31 protein-coding genes and 2 pseudogenes are annotated in these 24,410 nt (G+C 33.5%); 28 read left to right on the forward strand and 5 right to left on the reverse strand.

Annotated elements, in window-relative coordinates; genetic code table 11:
* Positions 1 to 108 precede the first annotated feature (108 nt).
* The 4 genes and pseudogenes from E4N74_RS09895 to E4N74_RS09910 form a co-directional block, all read right to left on the reverse strand.
* Complete coding sequence (locus E4N74_RS09895) at positions 109 to 2,097, reverse strand: AlwI family type II restriction endonuclease (protein ID WP_255817450.1); 1,989 nt, start codon at positions 2,095 to 2,097, stop codon at positions 109 to 111.
* Positions 2,098 to 4,266, reverse strand: a complete 2,169-nt coding sequence (locus E4N74_RS09900; RefSeq protein WP_255817452.1) for a Dam family site-specific DNA-(adenine-N6)-methyltransferase — start codon at positions 4,264 to 4,266, stop codon at positions 2,098 to 2,100.
* 303 nt (positions 4,267 to 4,569) lie between these two features.
* Positions 4,570 to 4,653: pseudogene (locus tag E4N74_RS09905) on the reverse strand (DUF4272 domain-containing protein); the annotation flags it as partial.
* Positions 4,654 to 4,663: 10 nt separating this feature from the next.
* Positions 4,664 to 4,819: a hypothetical protein gene (locus E4N74_RS09910; RefSeq protein ID WP_162472560.1), complete on the reverse strand. Its 156-nt coding sequence runs from the start codon at positions 4,817 to 4,819 to the stop codon at positions 4,664 to 4,666.
* A 142-nt stretch (positions 4,820 to 4,961) separates the two neighbouring features.
* On the opposite strand from E4N74_RS09910, the gene E4N74_RS09915 reads away from it, so the two are divergent.
* From E4N74_RS09915 to E4N74_RS12845, 23 genes and pseudogenes are all read left to right on the forward strand, one after another.
* Positions 4,962 to 5,549 carry an SMI1/KNR4 family protein gene (locus E4N74_RS09915; RefSeq protein ID WP_255817457.1) on the forward strand — a complete coding sequence of 196 codons (588 nt, stop codon included), beginning with the start codon at positions 4,962 to 4,964 and terminating at the stop codon, positions 5,547 to 5,549.
* A gap of 84 nt (positions 5,550 to 5,633) precedes the next feature.
* The gene (locus E4N74_RS09920) at positions 5,634 to 6,185 is read left to right on the forward strand and encodes a hypothetical protein (protein WP_255817459.1); all 552 of its coding nucleotides are present in this window, start codon (positions 5,634 to 5,636) and stop codon (positions 6,183 to 6,185) included.
* A gap of 49 nt (positions 6,186 to 6,234) precedes the next feature.
* Entirely contained in the window at positions 6,235 to 6,627 is a 393-nt protein-coding gene (locus E4N74_RS09925; protein ID WP_255817461.1) for a hypothetical protein, read from the forward strand.
* 45 nt (positions 6,628 to 6,672) lie between these two features.
* Positions 6,673 to 7,131 carry a hypothetical protein gene (locus E4N74_RS09930; RefSeq protein ID WP_255817463.1) on the forward strand — a complete coding sequence of 153 codons (459 nt, stop codon included), beginning with the start codon at positions 6,673 to 6,675 and terminating at the stop codon, positions 7,129 to 7,131.
* Between the two features lie 28 nt (positions 7,132 to 7,159).
* Complete coding sequence (locus E4N74_RS09935; protein WP_255817465.1) at positions 7,160 to 7,828, forward strand: hypothetical protein; 669 nt, start codon at positions 7,160 to 7,162, stop codon at positions 7,826 to 7,828.
* Between the two features lie 39 nt (positions 7,829 to 7,867).
* Positions 7,868 to 8,437: a hypothetical protein gene (locus E4N74_RS09940; RefSeq protein WP_255817467.1), complete on the forward strand. Its 570-nt coding sequence runs from the start codon at positions 7,868 to 7,870 to the stop codon at positions 8,435 to 8,437.
* Between the two features lie 44 nt (positions 8,438 to 8,481).
* Complete coding sequence (locus E4N74_RS09945) at positions 8,482 to 9,198, forward strand: leucine-rich repeat domain-containing protein (RefSeq protein ID WP_255817469.1); 717 nt, start codon at positions 8,482 to 8,484, stop codon at positions 9,196 to 9,198.
* Positions 9,199 to 9,248: 50 nt separating this feature from the next.
* Positions 9,249 to 9,458 (forward strand): hypothetical protein, encoded by a 210-nt coding sequence (locus E4N74_RS09950; protein ID WP_255817471.1) that lies wholly within the window; start codon positions 9,249 to 9,251, stop codon positions 9,456 to 9,458.
* A 36-nt stretch (positions 9,459 to 9,494) separates the two neighbouring features.
* Positions 9,495 to 9,836: a hypothetical protein gene (locus E4N74_RS09955; RefSeq protein ID WP_255817473.1), complete on the forward strand. Its 342-nt coding sequence runs from the start codon at positions 9,495 to 9,497 to the stop codon at positions 9,834 to 9,836.
* A complete protein-coding gene (locus E4N74_RS09960; protein ID WP_255817475.1) occupies positions 9,836 to 10,687 on the forward strand; it encodes a DUF2262 domain-containing protein in 852 nt (283 codons plus the stop codon). Before E4N74_RS09955 ends, E4N74_RS09960 begins: the two co-directional genes overlap by 1 nt.
* A 21-nt stretch (positions 10,688 to 10,708) precedes the next feature.
* Positions 10,709 to 11,773, forward strand: a complete 1,065-nt coding sequence (locus E4N74_RS09965) for an ankyrin repeat domain-containing protein (RefSeq protein WP_255817477.1) — start codon at positions 10,709 to 10,711, stop codon at positions 11,771 to 11,773.
* Positions 11,774 to 11,955: 182 nt separating this feature from the next.
* Positions 11,956 to 13,083, forward strand: coding sequence for a hypothetical protein (locus E4N74_RS09970; RefSeq protein WP_255817479.1), 1,128 nt, complete (start codon positions 11,956 to 11,958; stop codon positions 13,081 to 13,083).
* A 104-nt stretch (positions 13,084 to 13,187) separates the two neighbouring features.
* Positions 13,188 to 13,577 (forward strand): hypothetical protein, encoded by a 390-nt coding sequence (locus E4N74_RS12840; RefSeq protein WP_338113358.1) that lies wholly within the window; start codon positions 13,188 to 13,190, stop codon positions 13,575 to 13,577.
* A gap of 99 nt (positions 13,578 to 13,676) precedes the next feature.
* Positions 13,677 to 14,405 (forward strand): transglutaminase-like domain-containing protein, encoded by a 729-nt coding sequence (locus E4N74_RS09975; RefSeq protein WP_255817481.1) that lies wholly within the window; start codon positions 13,677 to 13,679, stop codon positions 14,403 to 14,405.
* A 103-nt stretch (positions 14,406 to 14,508) separates the two neighbouring features.
* On the forward strand, positions 14,509 to 15,930 hold the full coding sequence (locus tag E4N74_RS09980) for an ATP-binding protein (RefSeq protein ID WP_255817483.1): 1,422 nt from the start codon (positions 14,509 to 14,511) through the stop codon (positions 15,928 to 15,930).
* A gap of 62 nt (positions 15,931 to 15,992) precedes the next feature.
* Positions 15,993 to 16,217: a hypothetical protein gene (locus E4N74_RS09985; protein ID WP_044977844.1), complete on the forward strand. Its 225-nt coding sequence runs from the start codon at positions 15,993 to 15,995 to the stop codon at positions 16,215 to 16,217.
* A 118-nt stretch (positions 16,218 to 16,335) separates the two neighbouring features.
* The gene (locus E4N74_RS09990) at positions 16,336 to 16,884 is read left to right on the forward strand and encodes a hypothetical protein (RefSeq protein ID WP_255817485.1); all 549 of its coding nucleotides are present in this window, start codon (positions 16,336 to 16,338) and stop codon (positions 16,882 to 16,884) included.
* A gap of 143 nt (positions 16,885 to 17,027) precedes the next feature.
* The gene (locus tag E4N74_RS09995; protein WP_044977847.1) at positions 17,028 to 17,231 is read left to right on the forward strand and encodes a type II toxin-antitoxin system Y4mF family antitoxin; all 204 of its coding nucleotides are present in this window, start codon (positions 17,028 to 17,030) and stop codon (positions 17,229 to 17,231) included.
* Complete coding sequence (locus tag E4N74_RS10000; RefSeq protein WP_255805154.1) at positions 17,232 to 17,561, forward strand: HipA N-terminal domain-containing protein; 330 nt, start codon at positions 17,232 to 17,234, stop codon at positions 17,559 to 17,561.
* The gene (locus tag E4N74_RS10005) at positions 17,558 to 18,508 is read left to right on the forward strand and encodes a HipA domain-containing protein (RefSeq protein WP_255817487.1); all 951 of its coding nucleotides are present in this window, start codon (positions 17,558 to 17,560) and stop codon (positions 18,506 to 18,508) included. Before E4N74_RS10000 ends, E4N74_RS10005 begins: the two co-directional genes overlap by 4 nt.
* Before the next feature lie 114 nt (positions 18,509 to 18,622).
* Positions 18,623 to 19,141, forward strand: coding sequence for a PadR family transcriptional regulator (locus E4N74_RS10010; protein WP_002672603.1), 519 nt, complete (start codon positions 18,623 to 18,625; stop codon positions 19,139 to 19,141).
* Positions 19,138 to 20,019 carry a BtrH N-terminal domain-containing protein gene (locus E4N74_RS10015; protein ID WP_255817489.1) on the forward strand — a complete coding sequence of 294 codons (882 nt, stop codon included), beginning with the start codon at positions 19,138 to 19,140 and terminating at the stop codon, positions 20,017 to 20,019. The genes E4N74_RS10010 and E4N74_RS10015 overlap by 4 nt, the downstream gene beginning before the upstream one ends.
* Positions 20,020 to 20,149: 130 nt before the next feature.
* Positions 20,150 to 20,251: pseudogene (locus tag E4N74_RS12845) on the forward strand (transcriptional regulator); the annotation flags it as partial.
* 23 nt (positions 20,252 to 20,274) lie between these two features.
* On the opposite strand, the gene E4N74_RS10020 reads toward E4N74_RS12845, so the two are convergent.
* Positions 20,275 to 20,742, reverse strand: coding sequence for a hypothetical protein (locus E4N74_RS10020; protein WP_255805157.1), 468 nt, complete (start codon positions 20,740 to 20,742; stop codon positions 20,275 to 20,277).
* Positions 20,743 to 21,148: 406 nt separating this feature from the next.
* Between E4N74_RS10020 and E4N74_RS10025 the strand changes: the two genes are divergently transcribed.
* The 5 genes from E4N74_RS10025 to E4N74_RS10045 all read left to right on the forward strand — a co-directional run bounded on the left by E4N74_RS10025 (position 21,149) and on the right by E4N74_RS10045 (position 24,314).
* Positions 21,149 to 21,817: a hypothetical protein gene (locus tag E4N74_RS10025; RefSeq protein ID WP_255805158.1), complete on the forward strand. Its 669-nt coding sequence runs from the start codon at positions 21,149 to 21,151 to the stop codon at positions 21,815 to 21,817.
* Complete coding sequence (locus E4N74_RS10030; protein ID WP_049992334.1) at positions 21,810 to 22,271, forward strand: hypothetical protein; 462 nt, start codon at positions 21,810 to 21,812, stop codon at positions 22,269 to 22,271. Before E4N74_RS10025 ends, E4N74_RS10030 begins: the two co-directional genes overlap by 8 nt.
* Before the next feature lie 239 nt (positions 22,272 to 22,510).
* Complete coding sequence (locus E4N74_RS10035) at positions 22,511 to 23,011, forward strand: hypothetical protein (protein WP_255817491.1); 501 nt, start codon at positions 22,511 to 22,513, stop codon at positions 23,009 to 23,011.
* A 103-nt stretch (positions 23,012 to 23,114) separates the two neighbouring features.
* Complete coding sequence (locus E4N74_RS10040) at positions 23,115 to 23,684, forward strand: NAD(P)H-dependent oxidoreductase (protein ID WP_255805161.1); 570 nt, start codon at positions 23,115 to 23,117, stop codon at positions 23,682 to 23,684.
* 12 nt (positions 23,685 to 23,696) lie between these two features.
* A complete protein-coding gene (locus E4N74_RS10045; protein WP_044977870.1) occupies positions 23,697 to 24,314 on the forward strand; it encodes an alpha/beta hydrolase in 618 nt (205 codons plus the stop codon).
* Positions 24,315 to 24,410: the final 96 nt, after the last annotated feature.

Genomic DNA, 24,410 nt, shown 5'->3' on the forward strand with positions numbered 1-24,410 from the left:
ATATATTTTATAAATTTCAATAGCCATAATTTTTCTTTATTCCATCAACAAACCTTTTATCTATTTGTATTATCATTAATGAATTTATAATAATAATTTTTGTCCTAATTAATAACTAATTTCATACTCCACAGTAGCCTCTTTTATCATCCCATCATGCCAATCTACCGTCTCTAATGGCATTTCATAATATTTATCAAAAACTTCATATAAATACTTATACTTAACTTTATTTTCAATTATCTTCTTAAGAGAATCTGTATCCATTGAAATAATCTTCATTCCTGTAATGGTTTCTTCATCTCTGGTATATGGAATTATCTTTCTATACCTAAAATCTGAAATTACATTTTTATCTAAGTATGTGCTAACGAACAGGCTGTAATCAAACGGATTATTAAATCTAATCCTATAATCTCCTAAATGTCTTGAAACAGGCTCCATTTCCATTCTTCTTTGATTATTTCCATCTGAAAGAGTTGCTTCAAGTAATAGCGAATGTTTAGGATAAGAAGTGCATGCTTCATATTCATATATAATGTCTGCATAACCTCCGGCTGCATGTGTCTTAGGCAATAAATTAGCGTCTAATGATAACTTCATGAAGTCCAAAATATTCCCTTGTCTTTCACTTACTTTATACCATATAATTCCCAAAATATATTCAAAGATAGTTGGTATTGCAGCCTCATCTGTAACAAGTTCTTCAATCCTTTCATCATCACGTTTTTCAAAACAGTTTAACAACTCCACAAGCACAGAATCGTTAAATTTCTTATCAATCAAAGTATTAAATCTTCTGTATCGTTCATCATTTGCATAAGTTGCAGCTTGTTCCGGACTCTTAATTGTAATTCTTAAATCTTTACTTAAAGCTGCATATACTTTGCTAATATCTAACTTGAATGCTTTTGATATAGTTTCAAGTGAGGCATCAGCTCTGAGATTATTATCTCTACTAAAAGTTTCTGTATACAGAACATCAATAATTTCTTTAAAATAATACTTTGGAATCATATCCAACTTAATCATACAATCTTCAAAAATTAGAGTATCTGTAATATTAAAATATCTTCTATTTAAATCAAAATAATCAGATAAAGTCGCCATTGCTTTAAAAACATGTAAATATTTGAAGAACACTTCTTTTAGTTCTGTTTCATTTTTACAGTTTATAAATGGGCATTGTTTGTGAATTGAAGACTTCCCATTTTTTCTTACAACACCAATATTGGTTGTTTTAAATAGTAAACTTCTCCACAATGTTCCAGTTTTTTGATTTATATTCTTTGCAGAATTTAATAGTGATTCATAAATGTTTTCGCCATCAAGAAATACCTTCTTTAAATTCTCATACAATTTATAGTAAGGCTTATCATAGCTTCTGCTTTTACGATTTATTCCGACTAAACATATTAAATTTTCATCAACATCAGAGGCTATAAATTCTTCCCTAGCAAATTTATAGTTATCCATTTGCATAAGCCTCTTATAAATTATTTTTTCCGGCAAAATTTTACCTTCTCGATATAATTTAATATCCGATATAATTTGTTTTGCACTTTCGTCATCTCTAATTAACGGAACAAAATAAGTAAATTCATCATAGCTTAAAAGCTCAAGTTCAGTCAGGCATTTTATAACCGCAATAAAAGGTCTGACGATACTACCACTTACATCTATACTTGTTTTAAGAAGCTGTTTTAGATATATAAAGCTATCTCTGTTAATGTTAAACACATTATTAGTTTCAAAATCCCCACTGCTTGTTATTTTAAGCAGTTCTCTTCCTGCTTCCGTAATCAATCTATCTTCTGTAATTAACCCAATATCAACCAGTCCTGATGTTTTTTCTCTCGCATCTTTATCTTTTCTTTTTGCTTCTCCTGTTAGGAACGCTCTATCTTTCATAAAATCATAATATCTTTCTTGTAATTCATTATTCCAATTCCACCTTGATTTCTTTATGACTTCATTATAAAACTCATCAAGAAGTAACAATTGTGCCTCAATTTTTAAATTTAATTTTGCAGTTCTAAAACTTGTAGTTCCTATAACCCAACAAAAACTTTGATAAGGAATACTTTTATTAGCCATTTACTCATTCCTCCAATCAACTGAATAATTAGTAATTAAAACTTCTTCGGATATACTATTCTTGTTTTTTCTGTGATAATTGCTGTTTGAATAACTTTTATTCAGACGATTGCAGTAATACCCCTTACTTTCAATCCAATTATATAAAATATCATTTCTTTTATCTTTACTTTCCAAAACATTAGACAAAGCAAAGCTAAAGCCTTTTTCATTAGCTTCATCTAAAAATTCAAGCAAAGCTTTTTCTTCTATTTCAGTCCACATTCCATTTTCATTATATGTTGCATTTGTAATCAAGTAAGGAGGATCACAATAAATAAAAGTCTCATGAGAAAAATCATCTAATGAAATCTCCCTAAAATCCTTTTTCATAAACTGAACATCTTTACTTTTTAATTCTTCAGAAAATAATACAAGTTTACTTCTCATTTTGGAATTAAAATCTCTCTTACCTACCGGAAGATTAAAAAGTCCTTTTCGATTAAACCTAATCTGATTATTAAAAGAGAACACCATAAGTACATACAGCATTGGATAATCCATTTCTCCAGCAAGAACTTTAGCATTAAAATCATCTCTTAACTTGAGAAATCTTCCTTTATTGTATTTGGCTAAGCCTCTATTACTATCACAATCATAATAAGAATACCCATATAATGATGTATTGGATAAATTATACGCCTCAATAATATTGTCTATTTGTTTTAATAAAGCATCAGTATCAGTGTCTTTTATAAATTCAATTAAATCTATCAAATTTTCATTCGTATCATTAAAAATAACTTTTGAAGAAGATGAATTTATTCCAACATTTCCTCCTCCGGCAAACAAATCTAAAAATACTTCCTTTTCAGCAAATAAAGGTTTCAGCTGTTCTAACAATTTAAATTTTCCGCCCGTATAATTAAACGGACAAGATATATTCATTTTCTTCTTTTCTTTGCCAAATACTTCGCATAAAAATAGTCTTTCTTTATTATCCTTTATATCTGATTTTCCAGTCGAAAAACTTTTATAGTCTGATTCAAATATAGTGACTTTCCCCCTTTTACTAAGAATTCTCATAATATCTTCATCTGATATTTTCGCATTCGACCTATCATTTCCCTTGTCAGACATATTGTTATATGAAAGTAATATATACTTTGTATCAGCCCTTTCAATAAGTTCTTCAAATGCTTTTGTAGCCGTAATCATGCAATAATCACTTTTAAGTGAAGTCCTATCCATCTTTCTTGCAACCCCATAAACTTCAGGTTTTTCCCATCTCGCAACATTTTCAAGTAAATGATAAGCATCGCAATACTGCCTTGAATTATATGGAGGATCCAAGTACAACAAATCACCCTTAATATTTTTTATCAGCTCATTTGAATCAAGGTTATAACAAGCATTATTAGAATTTATCGTTTCTTCAGGTAATAAAACATTCAATACTAATTTTTTTTCAAAATCAACATTTTTTCTATATGCATCGTAGTGTCCAACTGTGTTTGCAATCTTATCCATTGCATATAGAAGCGATGTAATCAATATTGCATATTCCTTAAAATTTATTTCTTTGTTTTTATACTTTGCTTCTATATCTTCTCTTATATATCCTATCTTGCTACAATCATCAGAAGAAAAGAATGTATCTGCAAAATTTTCTCGCATATAATTATTTTCTTTTGTTTTAACTTGATTATAGTCGTATATAAGCTCAATTATCTTTTTGCTTGAATATTTTTCATATCCAAACCATGCATAATTGGAAATATAATTACTATACAGTAAATCATTTGTGATAAGCATTTTATCCTTAAAAGTATTCGCAACTGCACCGGTTCCACTAAATATGTCAATAACAATATTTACACCTTTACAATTTTCATCAACTGTTTTTCTTATAAAATCGGAAAGAGAATACTTATTTCCTAAATATCGTCTATTATTTATGAATGACTGCTTTAATCCTAATTTAAATATTAAAGAATCTGTGTCATCCTTATCTTGTAAACCATCTATGTGCAAAAAACTTTTTATAGTTTCAACAGTATTTTCATCCCAAAAGTATCTTCCTGTTTTACTTCTCGGAATTAAAATGTTTTCTTTATCTATTAATTTATATAAGTATGACTTAGAAATATCTAACTCTTTTATTACATCAGCAACATTGAGATTTGCCATCACTATCCCTCCTTGCCACATTTTAATCTATTTAGTAGACATTATAGCATATTTCACCCATTTTTTCTATATTTTTATTGAAAAATCAGATGCTAATTGCATCAAAAAACAGAGAGCATCCCGAGTTTGCCACTTAGTAAGTCTCCTTCAATAAATTTTTTTTATTTTGCAAGGTTTTCCTTGCTTTTCTTATGCTTATATGGTATACTATATAAGCAGATCTATAGGTCTTTTGCAGGAGCGCGTCACCGATGTACTTCTCGTTTCGGAGAATCTTCACCGCCATTACGAGCGCGATGGAGCTGGCAGTTCTTCCATACATGCGATTCCCATTCCCTTTATTTTTGCATTCGATTTTTCACGCCGATCTTCAGGTTTTATGTACATAATAATTCTCCTATAAAAACTTTTTGCAGCAAATATCAATTTGCGAAAAAAGTTTTTTCAAGTGTGTGCCGAAAAGCACACACATATAATAATGCGATGTTTTGTGCAAAGCACAAAACTCGTCAGATAAACAGTGAGGCTGAATTTCTGCCGAACTGTTTATCATATCTCCTTTATTTACCGGTACTATTATATCAAAAAAAGAGATTGTTGATAACCTGTAGAAAAAACACTATAAAAAATAGTATAATTTTAATACGCTTCGGATTAATCAACATACTCCGGAGCGGAAAAGTGAGGAAAAAGTTATGCAACTAATTGACAAGATTAAACAGATAGAAAAGTATCTATGTGAGCATTTTGAAGAATGGGATTTGGATGATCCTGTCGAAGAAGGATATCTGGACGGCTATCAGAAAATTTCTGGGGCTTCCGAAGAAGAGATATCAGCTTTTGAGGAGAAGCTCGGTATAAATTTGCCGGAAGACTTCAAAGAACTTTACCGATATAAAAATGGAAGCAAATATTTAAGCATTTTTCCCTGTGTTATAGATGAAATAGAAATGCCGTTTAATCTGATGAGCTTACAGGCTGTAACAAGCACAAAAGAACATTTTCAAAACAGAGATGCGCTCTTAACGGAATTTACGGATTATTTTACAAACGAAGATATTGAAAATATGAAGGATAGCAGGATTAAACCATATCTTTTTAATAAAAAATGGATTCCGTTTGCAGAGTACTGTGATAGCTGCTTTTTGATGTTGGATTTTGATCCGGATACAGCGGGAAAAGAAAGTCAGATTATCTGCTATATACATGATCCTGATAAAGTGGTTTATGCAGCGCCGAGTATTACGGAATTGGTTGATGGGATAATTGCAGAAATTGATTAAACTTATTTTCAAAAATCAGGTTGTTCTCTCAGTGCATTATTTTCACAAAAGAGATACAACAAAGAAATACGGAAGAGAAATGATATGAAGTATATGGATTGGGATAATATGCATACAAGATTGGAGGCGCTATATATTTTGGATAATGCTTTGACTGACCCGTCGGAAGACGACTTGCGATTGGTAAGAAAGAAGAAACTCGACTCGAATCTCAAATATGTTATTGATAACGGAGCAGGAGATTCGTTATCTGTAATCTTTACGGAAACAGTGGTGTTGGTAAAAGGCTTTGCACATGAAAACAGTCTGAACCAATTTGCTGCCGACGAATGGAATCAAAGTATTATAGACAAGATGTACGAAGGGCTTGACGAGAAATTGATGAATCTTTTTTCAGTAGACGAAAGGGCGGAAACGACATTTTTTATTTGGTATGATGGGGAAGTTCACCAAAATCAAACAGATGAACATGATGGAGGTTATTGGCTATTGGGATATGCTTTCGATACGTATGAAAGATTTCGAGAATTTGTTACAGAATATTACTCTATGAAATTCGATGATAATTTGTTGAGAAAACTATATACGGATTCCGTTTTATCAGATTTTGAATTATCGGAATTGATTGCAGGATGAATAGATGTATTTTACGAATCGTTCAGAGAGATGAGAGGAGGAGCTGAAAATGTCTGTAACAATCTTTGTACATTTAAACGAATCGGAAAATAATGATTTTGACATGAGAAAATTTAAGAAAGATATTGAAATAAAGTATCCGGGCACCAATTTAGAAGTAAGTAATTCATCACGATCGTATGATCTTTGCTGGGAGAACTATTCAGAGCAATATCAATTTGAATTAAGAATGGATCGAAAGCGTTGTACATTTGCAATCGAGTACTTTAATTCAGATGAAAGAATTTATGAATATGCAAGGTTTATCTTATGGTTAAGAACTTTTTTTGAACGAAAAAAAGAAGTGATATTGCTTGATGAGATTGACTGTAATCAATTGGTATTATCGTGTGATAAAACGACGGATGATATTGTGAAATGGTTACAAAGAATTTTCAAATAAATCAGCATTGAATGACATATACTATCAGTGAAAAGGAGATAACAAATGCTAAAGATCGGAGAAAATCATACGTTTGAAGATGACTGGAATGGAAGACAGAGCTGTCTGATGTATTTAAAAGAAGATGGATCTGCATCATGGTCAGTGGATGTCGGATTTGCTAAAGGTAATTTTAGGGGCGAAACAATAGCACCTTCTATTTGCATAAATTGGATAGGTACAAACAAAAACTCAGCAGCAGAATTAATTGGAGAATCCTTTTCTGTAATGACAATAGAAGAAAGCGATGACAGAGAAGATTCATTTTACATTTATGAACACGAACCGATGGTTTCATACAAATTAAAAATTCTTGAAATAAGGAATAGCAAGGCTCATATCCAATGCAGCGGAATATTAATAGTGGATGGATATACTGAACCCTATGAACAGGAAAAATTTGAAATCGACAGTTGGCTGCCTGTTATTGAATCGGTTAAGGACTGGGAAAAATTCGGATTATAGGAAAAGGATTTTATGGAGAAGAATTAAAATGGATAAACTACAATATATCAGAGAAAATGAACCGTTAAATATTCTACTTATGAATGAATGTGATATTTATTTTTATAAGGAAACAGGAGATACTCAGTTTTTGGAAAATAATGAAGAATACTCTCTTGGATGTAAGTCATTTGCACAAGATGGCAGCGGAGGAGAATATGTTTTTCTTGAAGACGGAAGTATAGGCTTTATCGGAAGTGAAGGTGAAGTTGGGCGAGCGGCAGAAAGCTTAGATGAGTTATTGACATTTTTAATCCATACCGGCTGTATTTCTGATTTTAGTTGTAAACATATTTATAAAAATAAAGAACTGTTAAAAACTTATTGTAATGGATATATATCAAAAATAAGGGAACGCTATAAGGCTCAAAATAAGGATTGGGACAAGGTGCGAAGCGATATTGCAAACAGTCTGTCGCTTGTTTTTTCTCCTGATAAATTAGAGAATGTCACAATGAAATTTTACAAAGCAGCAACAAGAGAACCGATATTTTCCTGTAAGTATCTTGACGGTAAAGAAGAGTATATTTGTGATTCTATACTTTCGGATATTGTAGGAGTATGGATAACGGAGCTTGTGGGGATGAGCAGAGAAGAGATTGAAAATTACAATCAACAACCCCGATGCAAGCGTCGGGGTATGTCAATAGACGATTAACAGACAAACTATTAGATATGTAAGAATTTTGGAGGAACTATGAACGAGATTGAGAAATATAGAATATTGAGTGCAGGAAAAGCTTTTGGTCACCGTGCCCAAATTGCTTTGCTGTTGCTTGATAGCAGCACAGCCTATGAAGAACTTAAAGAGGAAGCGGCTCAAACTTCAGTTGCCGGAAGTTACGGTTGTACCGGAGGTTTTCCATCCGAAATACTTGAAAGAATAATAACAGAATTGATATGCCTCGATACCCGTAATAGTTGGTATCTGCCAGACAATGTAAAATTTTGGGACAGGCGTTTCGGCAGTCTGTTTGAGACCAAATTTTTTTGCTATGATGATGATGTAGAAACGTGGAGTAAGATACTTTACAAATTCTTTGTAAAACTCAAGTGGATGCCGAAAAGAGAAGATTATACTTCAACAAAAAGCTATAATAATGTTTGGGGATATTTTGCAGAACTTTTAACGGTTGTAAAACAAAATAATCATCCCGAATTTGATAAGTATTATGAAATTGCAATCAAAAACGGAATGGATCCGGCGGTGTTGGAAAGAAAGTTAAAAGAGCTGTCTGAAATAAAACAGTCCTTTATCGGAGTTTAAATCAAGTAGTGAACTGACTGTTATGTAAATATGGGAGAATAATTATGAATTACTATAACTGGAATGCAAAATGGGCAGTAAATTCTATTACAGAGTTAAAAGATTATACAGGAGAAGAAATTTTAAAATTATATTGCTACGGATTATCTGAAGAAAAATATCCCTTAAAAAAAGACAGAGACAACATTTTAAAAAGCTGGATAGATTATTTTAATAATACAAAAACAAACATTAAGAAGCTTTTAGTAACAGGTATTGTAAATCAGAAGTTATTGGAAGCGATATGTAATCAAACATCACTTGAGGAACTCGTTATATTTCAGGGTAATTTCTCGGACATACAGTGTATTGCAAAATTAAAAAACTTAAAGGCTCTTTCAATATATGCTTCATCAAGAGTAAAAAGTTTGCAGCCTATAGGCGAAATACAAAATTTAGAGGTGCTTATATTATCTAACTTCACCGGCGTAACGGATTATTCGCCGTTGGGCAAATTAAAAAATCTTAAACAACTGGGAATTCATAGTTCTATGGGAAATATAATTAAAGTAGATTCTTTTGATTTTTTAAAAAGTTTAAAGAATATTAAAAATCTTCATACAACAGGATTTAGGCTATTGAACGGAGATTATTCGCCCGTTTTGGAACTTGAAAAATTAGAATTCCTATCTGTTAATATGCCTGCTCAGGACTACAAAATATGGAATGATAGGTTTGCAGAAAAGTTTAAAGATATTTCACAAAATGACCATGTTCGTTAATTCATACTGTAATAAAATTTTATTTATGAGATATATTAAGGAGTGATAAATTGAGCACTTACATAATTAAAGAAAAAACTTTGGTTACTCTTAAAGATGAAATATCTTTGGAATATCCGTTTTCTGATGACATGCCTATGGTTTACTTAGGCGAGATAGCTAATATGCCGGAACATGGAATTTTTATAGGTCAATCCGGAAGATGTTATTTTGGGTATCATATTTCAAATTTTAGAGAATTAAGCGAAGAAGAAGTATAAAAATATTAATACAGAAAATATTTGGAGAAGTTTACAATGAATAATCAGATGGATTTTGTACTGCCTACTTTATATGATAAATTTTTATTAGAAATAGGAGAGGATGGAGAATTTACAATAGAGAATACCGGTATCATTTTATATTCAAAGGCGGATTTGGTAGAAAGAAATACTACTTATCAGATAGAAGAATGGGAGCCTGATTTTTTTATGATTGGACAGGACGGTGACTTGGCTTTCTTTATAAAAAAAGATTCTGATGATACTATTTATATAAATGATTTGGGAGCTTTGGGTTCGATTGAAATGAAGCGTATAGCCTCAGATGTGTATGAGTTTATCAAACATGTAGGTGAGGGGATTGATTGGAGGACTTAATGGAATTAATTGAATACATGCGGCTAAGAAATAAAATGACACAAAAAGAATGGGAAGACTCTTTTGAGAAAAAGGAAAAAGAGATTATTGTTCTAAGACACGAAGGCGGCGGCGGAAGTTTGAGAAACGGTTTTTGGGACTGGGCTGCTTATTTCTTAGCTTATGTGGACTGTGAAACAGGTGAACTGCATAAAGAAGAAGGGCGTATAGTATTTCCTGTCACAGATAAAGAAAATTTGCCATATCAATTTGAAGACGAAACCATTTACAAATTAAAGGTGCGTGCAAAGCTTCCTGAGGAAGTTCCAAACGGTGCATTGCCGGCAAAAAAACATTTTTTAGTTGTGGAAGTTCTTGAAAAAAATGCGGCTTGTAAGGAATTGGAAGAAATACTTGCAGAGCATAGAAAACCTATAATTTTACAAGATGATATATTAGGTGAACTGATTTATGATAAACAAATTAAAAGTTTTCAAGGAAGTATTATTTGGCAGAATAGAAAAATAAATATTACATTAGATGTAGATAAGGATAATAAATCAGGAATAACAAAGGCTAAAAAAGCTCTGAAAACAATGGTGTCAGAACAGGAAAAATGGGACGTGGACCTGCGTAGTTTTGCGGCAAAAAAGCTTACCAAACTTGCCTGCGAATGGGCAGAATCTGAAGAAGAAGCTGCTGAAATTACAGAAGAAAGTTTTGCAAAAAGAATTAGCCTCAATTCAATTTGTATGACATCAGGCGGTTCATTTTCTGCCTATTTTGATGATGACGACCTTTTCTTCGAACATAGCATAACAGTTTGCGGCAGCCCTAAGAAGGGGATTGTGTCAGCCGATATGGAAGGGTAAGAAAATATAAGGAGAAGAAAAATGGCAAAAAAAAGAGTGACCTTACCTAAAAATTTTGATGAACTGATTACAGCAGGAGATGTTGAAGCACTTAAAGCCGTCTATGATAAATGTGAGCTTACCGCTCATAACGGCAGATACAGCCTCAATACGGCGCTTCATTATGGCGGTGTTCCTGATGAACTTGTGATCTGGCTCGTAGAACAGGGCTTAGATGTAAATACACTCGATTATTATGGGCGTACACCATTATATAAACATGCCACTCTGGGCAGAGATACTGTAAAACTGCTGTATGAATTAGGAGGAGATATACAAAAACCTGATACATATGGGAGTACACCTCTGCATACGGCAGCAGGGTTTTTCCGGCCTAAGATAGTAAGTTTTTTGATTGAAAAAGGTGCAGATGTTAATGCAAAAGATGATATGGGACGAACTCCGCTAGCCGAAGTCCTTGCTACTTGTAGGAATATTAATATTGTACAGGCAGCGGAAATTGCAGAAATGTTAATAAAGGCGGGCGCTGATGTAGTGCCTGAAATGGCGGAAAGAGTTGAAATAATCGGTAAGGATTTTGAATTTCACAGAGAAAACTTTAATAAAGACTCTCTGGCTGAAACAGAAGCGGGACTTGAGAAACTCTATACACTATTTGATGTAAAGCCTGCTCCAAAACGTAAAATACATGACGGCGTTTATCCTATTATTGTAAAGACGGGTTCTTGGAGAGAACAATACGATGAACTCTGGGAGATGCTGATTCCTTCAACCGGAGCTGCAAAAACAGTACAGGGAGAAGTTATCCGTATAACAGGCAGGGTGCAGGATGAGCTATATCGAAATGGCGGAGTAAACTGGGATAAAGATTATAGAAATATGCTTAATTCTCTGCCAAATCATTTTGCTTCAGGTACACCGCTTTCTGAGGAAGAACTGAAAGAGACCAAAGAGCTGATTTCAAGCATACGTGCAAACGGTGAGGATGAAGAAGTTATAACAGAGCGTTTGCGTGAACTTTCGGTTCTCTGGGTATTATTAAATCCTACTCCTATTCTTTTAGACAAAATAAATTATAACAGATGATTGAGAATATAAACTTATAAAAATAGTTCTTTGAGTCGGCAAAATGAGAGAGGAAACCTCATACAAGTATTTTTTGTTCTCTTATAAATAAGCAATAGGAAAAGATGGAATAAGCTGTATTATCTTATTGAAAAACAAGAGAAAGAAAACAACTTTGATGCAAACATAAAAGGAGAATGTATATGAATATTTTTAAACCAATAGTCATTTTATTATGTATTGTGTGCAGTGTAATTTTTTTAAATGCCTGTTCTCATATTAAAGAAGATAGTGAAATGATAATCAAATATTTGGATAATAGATTTGGTAAGGATGCATATACCATTAAGAAAGATAAATATTATCGCCGCTGGCTTGTGACATTAAATGAATATCCCGATCTCATAATTTTTTATACTGTTTCCCGTGATCCTCTTTCCATGACATCACCATCTATAAAAACGAATTTTGATGAGATTTTCGGCGAGTATATCATTGAGGAATACAAAAAAAATTATGAACTTGGTAATGATGAGATTTTTTGGGAAATCCCTATAAATTTTATATACTATACGAAAGTACATTCACTTGAAGAATTGAAAGTTCCTTATGATAGAGCGATGGAATTTATTGCATTCGTTTCTAAAAAACATCCGATGCTTATTGATGAGAGATTACTAAACATACGAATGGATATTGACGGCATCAAACTGAAAGGTGTTGCCGATAATGATAGCATGATATATCAAGATATTTCTGAAGTAAAAAAAGATGGGCTTAACATAAAATCCTATGAAGATATTTGTAAGGAATTGAAACCGCAATTAAAAACGCATTCGGATAATCCGAATGGATTTACATTTCATGCAGATATTGGGAAGTCTTTTATTTTAGGTAGTGATACATTTGAAGATTGTTTATTTAAAAACCTTATTATAAAGCAAGGAACGATTGAAGAATTAAAAAACATCATTTTGCAACCGGGGGAAATAAGTAAGGCTTATGTTTTTAAAAGTGATAATCAATATGAGTTTACAAATATAACTTTACAAGCTAAAAACTTATCGGATTCATCATGTTCTTTGCTTGAGGCAACGATTATCAAAGCAATTATAGATGATGCAAAAGAAATATATATTGAACCGGTATGGATTGATCTTGTTTTTGATAAACGGAGAGAATGGAAAGAGCCTTATGAAATACTAGGAGTTGCTCCTCCAAAAACAGAGCAAGAGAATATGGAAGGTGTGCAATATAAAAATATTAAGATTTTATTTGAAATGAATCAATATTACAAAGAAGTTAAAAGGATTACATTAACCTTTCTATAAGTAAGCAAAACTAAATAAGCAGCACTTGTTAAGAAATGTATTAGAATTGTGAACGGAGAGATGATAAATGGCAATAGACGGTGTAAAAATTATAGACAGTGACGATGGGTATGATAATGATTACTGAATGGATAGAAAGAATAAAGCGCAAACACAATTGTAAAGCACATTTTGGGAGTGATAGCTTTCAAATGAAAGACTGTATCATAGCTCCGGTCCACCTGATTCCGGAGGAGATTTATGATAATCAAGAGTTTGATTTCTATGTCAAAACAAAATATGATGTTTACCTGCTCCGTATTATAAATAATAAATCTAAGTGCGGGATTATTTATCCGGCAAAACTTAGCGGTATTATATATATCATAAGCAATTTACCTATTAGCAAAAACAATATAACCGAATCTATTCAAAAAACTCTAAATCGATTAGAGGAATATGGCTTTCCAAATTTAAAGAACTCAAAATGCAACATCGCATTTCAAATAGAGTGATAAATAGATAATGACGATAAGAGGCTCTTTCTATATTGAATTTTGGGGAGCATAATAGTATAATAATCATGATAAATGCTCCCCAAAGGAGAAAAGATAATGCCGACAAAATATATGGATATGAATCAATACTTGCAAGAAACTGCAATGCTGGATTTTTCAAATCCGGACATTCAAAAATTAATAGAAGTGAAACATTGGAAGGAACAAAATAAATTTGACTGCCTTAAAGCTATTTATAACTTTGTAAGGGATGATATCGCATTCGGGTATAATACAGATGATGGTATCAGCGCATCTAAAGTTCTTAAGGACGGATACGGTCAATGCAATACAAAAGGAACTCTCTTCATGGCTTTGTTGCGTGCCTGCGAAATTCCTTGTCGAGTTCATGGTTTTACCATAGACAAACAATTACAGAAAGGAGTAATGAGCGGATTTGTTTATAAAAATGCACCGCAGAATATATTTCACAGTTGGGTTGAAGTGTATTTTGAAGATAAGTGGTATGAACTTGAAGCCTTTATACTGGACCAAAAGTATTTATCAAAACTGCAAAAACAATTTGCAAGCTGCAACGGTTCTTTCTGCGGTTATGGTGTCGCGGTAAAAGATTTCCGGCATCCGATAATTGATTTTGACAGGAACAACACGTACATACAAAGCGAAGGAATTACTCAGGATTTTGGAGTATGGGATTCTCCGGATGAATTGTTGAAACATCATCATCAGGAAGTGTCAGGAATAAAAGCCTTTGCTTACAAACATTTAGGAAGGCATTTGATGAACTGCAATGTAAAGAAAATAAGAGCGGGCGCTACTCTCTGACGTTTGATCTGACTTGATAAATAGAATTGGAATATGATATAATTTTATTCAAATCAATTTGAATAAAATTAATTTGAATCAAACTATTAATGAGGATATACATATGTTCATTGGAAGAGAAAAAGAATTATCATATCTAAATGAATTTTATCAAAAACCCGGAGTCGGAATGACTGTTATATACGGGCGCAGACGTATCGGTAAATCTACCCTTATTTCGGAATTTGTGAAAGATAAAAAGGTGATTTTTTATACAGCAACCAAAGTGGGCAAAGAGAGAAATCTGGAGTTATTCTCAAAGCAGGTAACGGATGTATTTTTAGCCGGTATTGAAGATATAAGCTTTCGTACAATCGAGGCTGTGTTTGATTTTATTGAAAAAAATATGTCAGATGAAAAAATTTTGCTTGTAATAGATGAATTACCGTATTGGGCAGAAAAAGATGAAGCGCTGCTTTCAGTATTGCAAAAATATATTGATACCGTTTGGCGGGAAAAGAACTTAAAAATTATACTGTGCGGTTCGGCCTTAAGCTTTATGGAAAATAAGGTGCTTAGTGAAAAAAGCCCCTTATTTGGAAGGCGTGATTCTCAGATAAAACTAGAGGCTTTTGACTATTTAGATTCAGCAAAATTTGTACCGGAGTATTCTTATGAGGATAAAGCAATCTGCTATGGAATTACCGGCGGTGTCGCAAAATATCTGTCAATGATTGATCCGGCAAAAACTCTTGATGAAAATATTGTAAGGTTATTTTTTCGGACAGACGGATACTTATATGACGAACCCAAAAACCTTCTGACACAGGAATTTGCAGACATAACATTGGTTAATAACATAATTGAGCAGATTGCCTCAGGTAAAAATACCGTCAATGTTATAGCTAACAAAATAAATGAAAAAGAGCCGACCATTCTCTATTCTATTGAAAAATTAATAAGTGTAGGATTGGTGGAAAAGAAAAAATGTATCACAGAGGAAAAGAATAAGAAAAAAACACAGTACGTTTTAAAAGACCATATGTTTAAGTTTTGGTATGAATTTATTCCAAAGGCAACCAGTGTAATAGAAATGGGACAGGGTGAACTGTATTATAAAAAAGCAGTAAAACCGATTTTAAATTCTTTTATGGGAACAGTATTTGAGGATATGTGCAGATATTATACCTTGAAACAAGGAATTCTTGGAAAATTTAATTGTTTTATTACAGCTGTTGGTACATGGTGGGGAACTGAAACTATCTTGAATAGTAATGAGGAAAAGATAGTTCAATCTGCTGATATTGACATAGTTGCATTATCAGAAATAGAAAAAAAAGCAGTCATAGGTGAGTGTAAATTTAAAAATGAAAAGGTCGATAAGGGAATATATGAAACTTTGATACGACGGGCAAATGTAATATCACCGACATTCGACATAATAACGTATATTTTGTTTTCACTGTCAGGTTATACAAAATGGTTTGATACTTTACAGGATGAAAAAGTGATATTAGTATCGCTTAAAGAAATGTATGAGCAGTAACAAAATTGATTGAGAGTTTATATGATGGAGCCGATGGATGAGGTGAAAGAGAGGTTTTAAAAATGGAAATAGGAAAGACCTACCTTGTTAAAAAAGATATTTTTAGTTTTAAGGCAGGAGAGCTTTGGACACTGAAAGATAAAGGCTATCAATTTTATTATGGTGAACATAACTTCGTATTTGCTGATAAAGAAAAACATAATAAGTTTTTAGTGTTGCGTGATGTAGATGATGAAGACATGAAAATATATTACCATTTAGAAGAGTATTTTGCAGAAATTACTTGAATAATACTAAGAAAGAGACAATAGAGCAGCTTGAATATATAGAGAATTTTATCACTGAAAAGCGGATAATGTATACGGAATAAAGCGTTAGAGATAATTGAAAAAGGAGTTGTAAATTATGAGAAGAATAACATTTCAATGCAATAAATATTCACCCGGTGTATTGTATATTATGGTGTTATTCGGAGTAACTCTTGGACTTTTAACTTTTTATGCATTTCTTGTGTTTTCCGGTATTGAAAAAGGACCGGAACATGGACCGGTATATTTCAGAGAACATCCCATGCATGCTGTTTATTTGATATTCGGCTTAATTTCTATTGCTATGTCGCTGCCGGCATGGATTGCCGCAAAATGTTGGAGCCGCAAGGAGGAAGAAGCTCTGCTTGACCTATATGAAGATCATGCCGTTTTATATTGGAAAAATAAAGAATTACACATCAAAAAGGGAACGTTAAATATTAAGATTCCCAAACCGCAGCCTTATTGGTATAAAACTTACATATTAAAAATACCGGGACACAGAGTAGTTTTAGTCGGCTCCGTAAAAGAAACAAAAGAAAAGAGAAGAAAGCAGCTTTCTTTGGATATTGCAATAGAGGAACTGTCAGCTTACAAAAAAGTAAAAAGCCGTGTACATAATGTAGACAGGATGCAGAAATATTAACTCTTTTAAAATACACCCTATCGGGTATATAATTACCTCTGATTAAATAATTATACCTGTTAGGGTGTATTTATATACTAATTACTTGACATTATACCCTAAAGGGTGTATATTATTTTTATAATAACTTCAAAAGAGGCAATATGAATAGGATAGCGGAATTCATTAAGACCAGCAGAAAATCTGCCGGTTTGACACAAGAAGATTTTGCGATGAGAGCCGGTCTTGGACTTCGCTTTGTCCGTGAATTAGAGCAAGGAAAAGAAACCGTACGCATGGATAAAGTGAATGTTGCACTGGCGATGTTCGGTATGGAGGCCGTCCCGGGAAAAAAGGAAGGAATATAAATGAAAAACATATTCAGAACTGCGGATGTCTATGTATATAATAACGTTGCCGGAAAACTGAGCGAGACTGATGAAGGATATTCTTTTTCTTATGATGAAACCTATATCAAGGCAAGTAAGCATCCGGTTTCATTGACACTTCCGATACGTGAAGAACCTTATAAATCAAAAACATTATTTTCTTTTTTTGACGGACTGATTCCTGAAGGCTGGCTTCTTGATATTGTAAGCCGTAATTGGAAGATAGATACTAAGGACAGATTTGCATTGCTTTTAGTTGCTTGTAAAGACCCTATCGGAAATGTCAGTATCAGAGAGGAAAAGATATGAACTGTCTGTGTTGCGGAAAACCGATAAAAGACAATAATGAAAGTAGCGGCTGGCATAAAACATGTATAAAAAAATTTTTCACAACAGCCGTTATTCCGGAAATTGAAATAACAGACTCAGTGCTGGAAAAACTTGCAAAAGAAAGCACCAATAAAGGGTATACTATTCCGGGTGTTCAGAAAAAACTTTCATTACATCTTTCAAAGGAAGTTTATCCCAGATTGACTGTTGTGAATTACCCGACGGGATATATTTTAAAACCTCAAGTAAAAGAATTTCGTGCATTGCCGGAGGCTGAACATATTGTTATGTCTATGGCAGATAAAGCTAAGATTATAACCGTTCCCCACGCTCTTGTAAAAAGCAAAGACTCTTATGCGTATATTACAAAAAGAATCGATCGTATTTTTTCAAAAGATTCCAATGTAAAGCTGATTGCTATGGAAGATTTTTGTCAGCTTGATTTAAGATTAACTCAAGATAAATATAAAGGCTCTTGCGAACGGTGCGGAAATATAATTAAAAAGTATTCATCCCGTTCAGGCCTTGATATGAGCGAACTATTTTATCGGCTGGTATTTTCGTTTATTGTTGGAAATTCCGATATGCATTTAAAGAATTTTTCCTTGATTGAATCGGAATCGGGTTCAGGAGAATATAATCTTTCTCCTGCGTATGATTTGCTTCCGGTAAATGTAATTATGCCTGAAGACAAGGAAGAATTTGCTCTGCCGATAAATGGAAAGAAAAGAAATATTCATCGTAAAGATTTTCTTATCTTTGCAGCCGGTTGTGGAATAGCAAAACTTGCAGCAGAGAAAATGATAGGACAATTAATATCTATGGTGCCTGTATTCATTGACATGTGCTGTAATTCTCTAATGCCTCAAGATATGAAAGAAGCCTTTATAGAATTAGTCGATAAAAGAGTATCTGTTCTAAGGTAGATTGGGATATGGTAAAGTTTGTAATTTTTTACTGTCAATACTTTTTGTAAAAAATAATTGATTTTTTTTAATTTTTTACTTGACACAAGACTATTCTAGAACTATAATATAATTATGAAAACATCATTAACGGAAGAATTAATATTAGGAATTCTTGCAGAGCATTCAGCGCATGGATACAATATTGAGAAAATTATTGAAATGCGAGGTATGAGAAAGTGGACTGATATAGGTTTTTCATCAATATATTATGTACTGGATAAACTTGAGAAGAAAGGCTTGGCTTTCAGTAAAAGAACCAGAGGAAAAGAGAAAAAGGAATTTTCAATAACAAAACAGGGCTTAAATGTATTAAAAGAGGAAACAAAAAAACGCATTGAAGAACGAATGCCGTCAAATACTCATTTTATGACAGGACTGGCAAATAGCTCTATATTAAATAATGCCGAAACCTTGCAATCATTAATTAAAAGAAAAATACAATTAGAACAGGATTTAGCAGATCTTAAAGAAAAGATAAATAAAGAAAACTCACCCTCTCTTCCTGCTACACGATTATTTCATTTAAGTGAAAAGTTAATTTTATCGGAACTTGAATGGTTAAATAAAGAAATAGGAGAACTGAAAAAATGAAATTAAATATTAAACCTTTTATAGGACAGCATTGCGAATCAACCGCAACAGGAACTCTTCTAAATCAGCTTGGAGTAGAATTGAGCGAACCTATGCTATTCGGACTTGGAGAAGGACTGGGATTTATTATATGGAAAATGAAATCTATGAATATACCTTTTATAGGAGGAAGAATTAAACCTGATTTATTAACACAAAATATAGTAAAAAATCTGGGATTAAGACTTGATGTCAAGGAAACATCTTCAAAAAGTAAAGCTTGGAAATCTGTAAAAGAATTATTGGATAAAGGAAAAGCAGTCGGCTTAAAATTAGATTGTTATCATTTAGAATACTTTACAAATCCAATTCACTTTGCAGGGCATTATGTTGCCATAATCGGTTATGATGATAAAAATGCATTCTTAGTTGATACTGCTCAGCAAGGATGTGAAGTGAGCAGTTCGCTAAAGAGTTTAGAACTAGCACGAAATGAAAAAGGCTCTATGTCATCAAAAAACTTGTTTTATGTAATTGAAAAAGATAATAAACCGATACCTATCAAAAAAGCCGTAATGACAGCCATACACAATAATGCAGCAATATATTTAAATCCTCCGATAAAGAATTTAACATATAAGGGAATTTACCGGGCAAGCGAAGAGATCATCAAATGGTTTGACAGTTCAAAAACTATTGAAGAAGATTTTGGAATGACTGCCATGCTCATGGAAAAGGCGGGAACAGGAGGCGCTCTATTTAGAAATTTATATCGTGATTTTCTAAAAGAAGCATACACCTTAACAAACAATGATAATATTAAAACAGCTTATGTATCATTTGTAACAATTGCTAGAAATTGGTCGGAAGTTATTGTATCATTTAAAAAAAACATCTGAAACCAAAGAAAAGAAATATATTTTGGAAGCCTCAGAAAAGATGGAAGAGATTTCAGTAAAAGAAAAAGAAGTAATGCAGTTATTAGCAAATGCATAATTCAAAACAATTATATATCCGATAGTTGGAGCAAAAGAAACCGTACGCATGGATAAAGTGAATGTTGCACTGGCGATGTTCGGTATGGAGGCCGTCCCGGGAAAAAAGGAAAGTGTAACTTCGGCAACCAAATAAGATTGCCTCGTTAACTTCCGCACTTAAAATTCCGGAATGAAACCATCATAGTTATCAGCTTTTTCGATTAAAGGGCCCTTTGCTCCCATGGTAAATGCAATGTTGCTGCTTCGGATAGAAAGTAAGTACATTCCGTGTTTTATGTCAAGAAAATCCATCATCTCTTTTGTCAAATGAATACTTCCGGTTTCGGATATATCAATCCAACAATAGGAGCGTCCTTTGTATTTGATGAACTCACCGCAGCCGGATGTGTAGTTTTGCAGGTTTGGGTTATCAGTTAAAATATGCCCAAGTGTTGAAGGCTCAAGCAAGCCTTTTCGGGTGATACAAAATCCGCCTGTCTTCTTGCTGCCTGTAAAAAGATAGATTTTTGTATCGGCGGTAATGTTGTATTCTTTTATTGCCTGAGCTGGCAGCTGAACGGTTCCATCTTGCCTTATAAGCGATTTCCCAAAAACAAACTTTCCGCCTTTAGTCATTTGCGGCATACAGCCTCCTTTTATGCTATTTTCAGGTATATTCCGACCAGATTATGTCACCATAAAATCTTTAATATACATTACACATACTCCGCAAACTCCGGATAAGTCATCTCTAAAGCTTTAGTTTTCATTTGAGCATATTGCTCATAGGACCTAAGCATCTCCTATATACTTTATTATATCACAAATATACATTTTTGTATCGACTTATTATCGGAATTCCTGAATGAAACCGTCATAGCTATCCTCGTAATTATCGAATCATTTATAACCTACTGCCGCCGTGCAATTTATATTAAAAATGTATAAAATCAGTTTGCTTTTGATACCCATATCATTAGAATATTACAAAGCGCATTATATAAGGATGAAATGATGAAAAAACTCATTAAGACTAAATCACTGGCCTGCGATGAATAAAGTGTGGCCCGGATATGACTATACCGAGCACAACTTTTTGATTTTTTATCTGGATGAAGAAAGTGATGTAAAAGAGGCAAAGCTTTTGAATATCAATGAAAACAGAGCCTTAAAAAAGACGGAATACGAGAACATTACTCCTCCGAATCCGGAAGGTTATGATCAGATACAATTCCAAGGTAAACCGTCTATTGTTATGAACGTAGATGACGATGTTATGCAAGCAGAAAATTCCGTCAATGAATTATACAAAACCGCAACGCATGAAATGGTACATTTTTATTATCAAAAAGATGTGCAAGCGTCGGCAGAATCGAGCAGAAGTCAAATCTATCCCATAGAAGATACTCCGAGAATTCTTCGAAGGATGCTCTATACACGATTGATACAGGCATTTGAAAATCCTGACAAGCAAGATGAATATTTGGGCAAGGCAAAATTCCGGCTGGATAAATACAATGATGAATTTAAGAGTGAGGCTGACAGCATCAGAGCGACGGATATTGCGGAGGCTACGGCACGCTATAAGGAAAATCTTGGCATGTTTATCGGAAAGAATTTATCTAAAGAAGATGTAAGAAAAGAAGCGGACAAGTATATAAGAAAAGAGCAAATTTTTATAGCTGCCGACAGGGAAAGGTATTCCGGAAGTATTGCTTGAAAATACAACCCCTATTTCCGATAAACCGGACAAGAAGATTGTAGATAAAATTACAAAAGAGGTTGACAGTACAAATAAAGCTGCAAAAGATAAGCTGAAGGATATAATTGCAGCTAAAGATAATACCGGTATCCCGTTGCTCCATTTGGATATTTCCCAAGTTTCCAAAAGCTTTTATGCAGAAAGTATGTTTAAATATAAAGATCTTTCCGTAATGGCAGGCTACAGCAGCAAATTTAATATAAACGGTAAAAGTATCGAAATTAAAAATACGGCAATTATCAGCGGATATGAAGAAGTAAAGCAGTATTTAAGGATACCTTTAACGATGAAATATGATATTAAAGACGGCATTCTGACCATTGATTCGGATCATTTAAAGGCTGACGGTATTTCAGTTAAGGCATCTAAAGAAGACGGACGAACAATTTATACTGTAGCGGCACAAGACTAAAGATAAAGAGTAATTTCCATGATTATAACGGGGTTGTTTGAAAACTGAAGTTTTTCAACAGCCTCCTTTTTTTGGTTATAATGCAGTCATATTACAAAATATGATTATTGATAACAGGTTGAAAAACATCTTAAAAATGCTATAATTGTTAACAAAGGCTTAACTGTCTTAACGATATTTATAACTTTGTAAGAAAAATAAGGAAGGACTGAAAACTCATAGAATACCGGAGGTGTAAAATGGAAATATTACAGACAGAGATCGGCAGAGTATATGCGGATATAGTCGGAAAAACGGAAGCAGACAGATCCGTGTATTCCATATTGAGTGTGCCCTATGCACAGGGAAAAAGATTTGAATATGCAAAAATCCTTGATAAAAAAGACTATTCACCTGAAACAATAATTAACCGGACTGAAACACTATGCTTTCCGCAGAGAAAATACCCGCTATTTTTAAATGTTTTTATGAAACACCATATGCTGCGCATAGATAAAATGAATATACCCGTTACCGATGAAAATAAGGCAGCCGTTAGTACAATTCAAAAGGACTGGATACAGTTTATTAAATTCGGCAAGATAGATGGCCGTCCGCTTTTTAACGGAACCGGAGAAATTACGGAATATGATAAAGAGATCAAAAACATACCGTTTCCGCATAAAAATCTTATTCATCATATTCAAAAGAGCGGTATTGCCGATAAGCTCAGAAAAGAATATATACAGAACCGCAGATAAGTTTCAGTAAAACAGAGGCATTGGACAAGAAAACCTGCTATATGATATTATAAAATAATATTATAAAACATCCGGTAGTAAATCGGAATTCACGGAGGAAAAAATGAAAAAGCTTTTAATCGTAACAGGACACACGCACGCGAAAGATTCTGTCGGCAATAAAAAGATTGTCGCTCTTTTGCAAGAAAAATATCCGGATGCGGAATTCGATGATTTGAACGTACTCTATCCGGATTATGCCATTGATATTGCTGCAGAAAAAGAAAAACTGTTACGGGCGGACATGATTATTATTCAATCGCCCTTATTTTGGTATTCGATGACATCGTTGATAATGCGCTGGCTGGAAGAAGTTTTTGAACACGGATGGGCGTACGGAAGCAAGGGGCACGCACTTGACGGCAAAAAGATTATTATCGGCATTACCGCAGGCTCTACAAATGATGACTATGCTACGGGCGGAAAGATGGGTATCTCGGTAGATGAAATTCTAAAGCCGTATAAAAAAACATTCGACTTTTGCAGAATGAACTATGCGGGAGCCGTTTTTACCGGCGGAATGCTTAACACGGGAAACAGTACATCGGAAGAAAAGGCTGCAATGGAAAAACTTGCAGAAAGGCATTATGAAAAAAATTGTACAGCTCATAGAGTGCTGAGCAAAGGGGAATGAGCAGGGGCGGCTATGAAAAACGCTGTTATATATATCCACGGAAGAGGCGGTTCCGCCGACGAAGCCCGTTATTATAAAAAATTTTTTAATGACGATTATGAAATCATCGGTTTCGATTATAAGGCGGAATTGCCGTGGCAGGCGAAAGAGGAATTTCAAAATTATTTCGACTCCCTTATTCCGAAATATACCGAAATCTTATTGATCGCAAACAGCATAGGAGCGTATTTTTCACTGCTGTCTTTATCTGAAAAGCCGATCAAAAAAGCGCTGTTTATTTCGCCCGTTGTCGATATGGAAAATGTAATCTTACATATGATGAAAAGAGCAAACATATCCGAAGACGAACTGAGAACAAAAAAAGTAATAAGCACTTCTTTCGGCGAAGTCTTATCGTGGGAATATCTTTGTTACGTCAGAAAAAATCTTATTACATGGAATATTCCTACCGCAATTCTTTGCGGCAAAAAAGACGATATAACCCCTTTGCAAACAATGACCTCGTTTGCACATAACATACACGCGGATTTAACGGTTTTTGATAGAGGCGAACATCGGTTTCACACGGAAGAACAAATGAATTTTCTGGATACATGGCTGAAAAGGAATTGGTGTCCAAATACCGATTGACTATGATGAATGGTATGATGATTGCGCATGGAAAAAAATACTATCAATGTTATAACTGATGTACAGCAAGCAAAGACAAATAGAAAAGTTATTGCA

The sequence above is a fragment of the Treponema putidum genome (assembly GCF_024401155.1).
GTDB lineage: Bacteria > Spirochaetota > Spirochaetia > Treponematales > Treponemataceae > Treponema_B > Treponema_B putidum.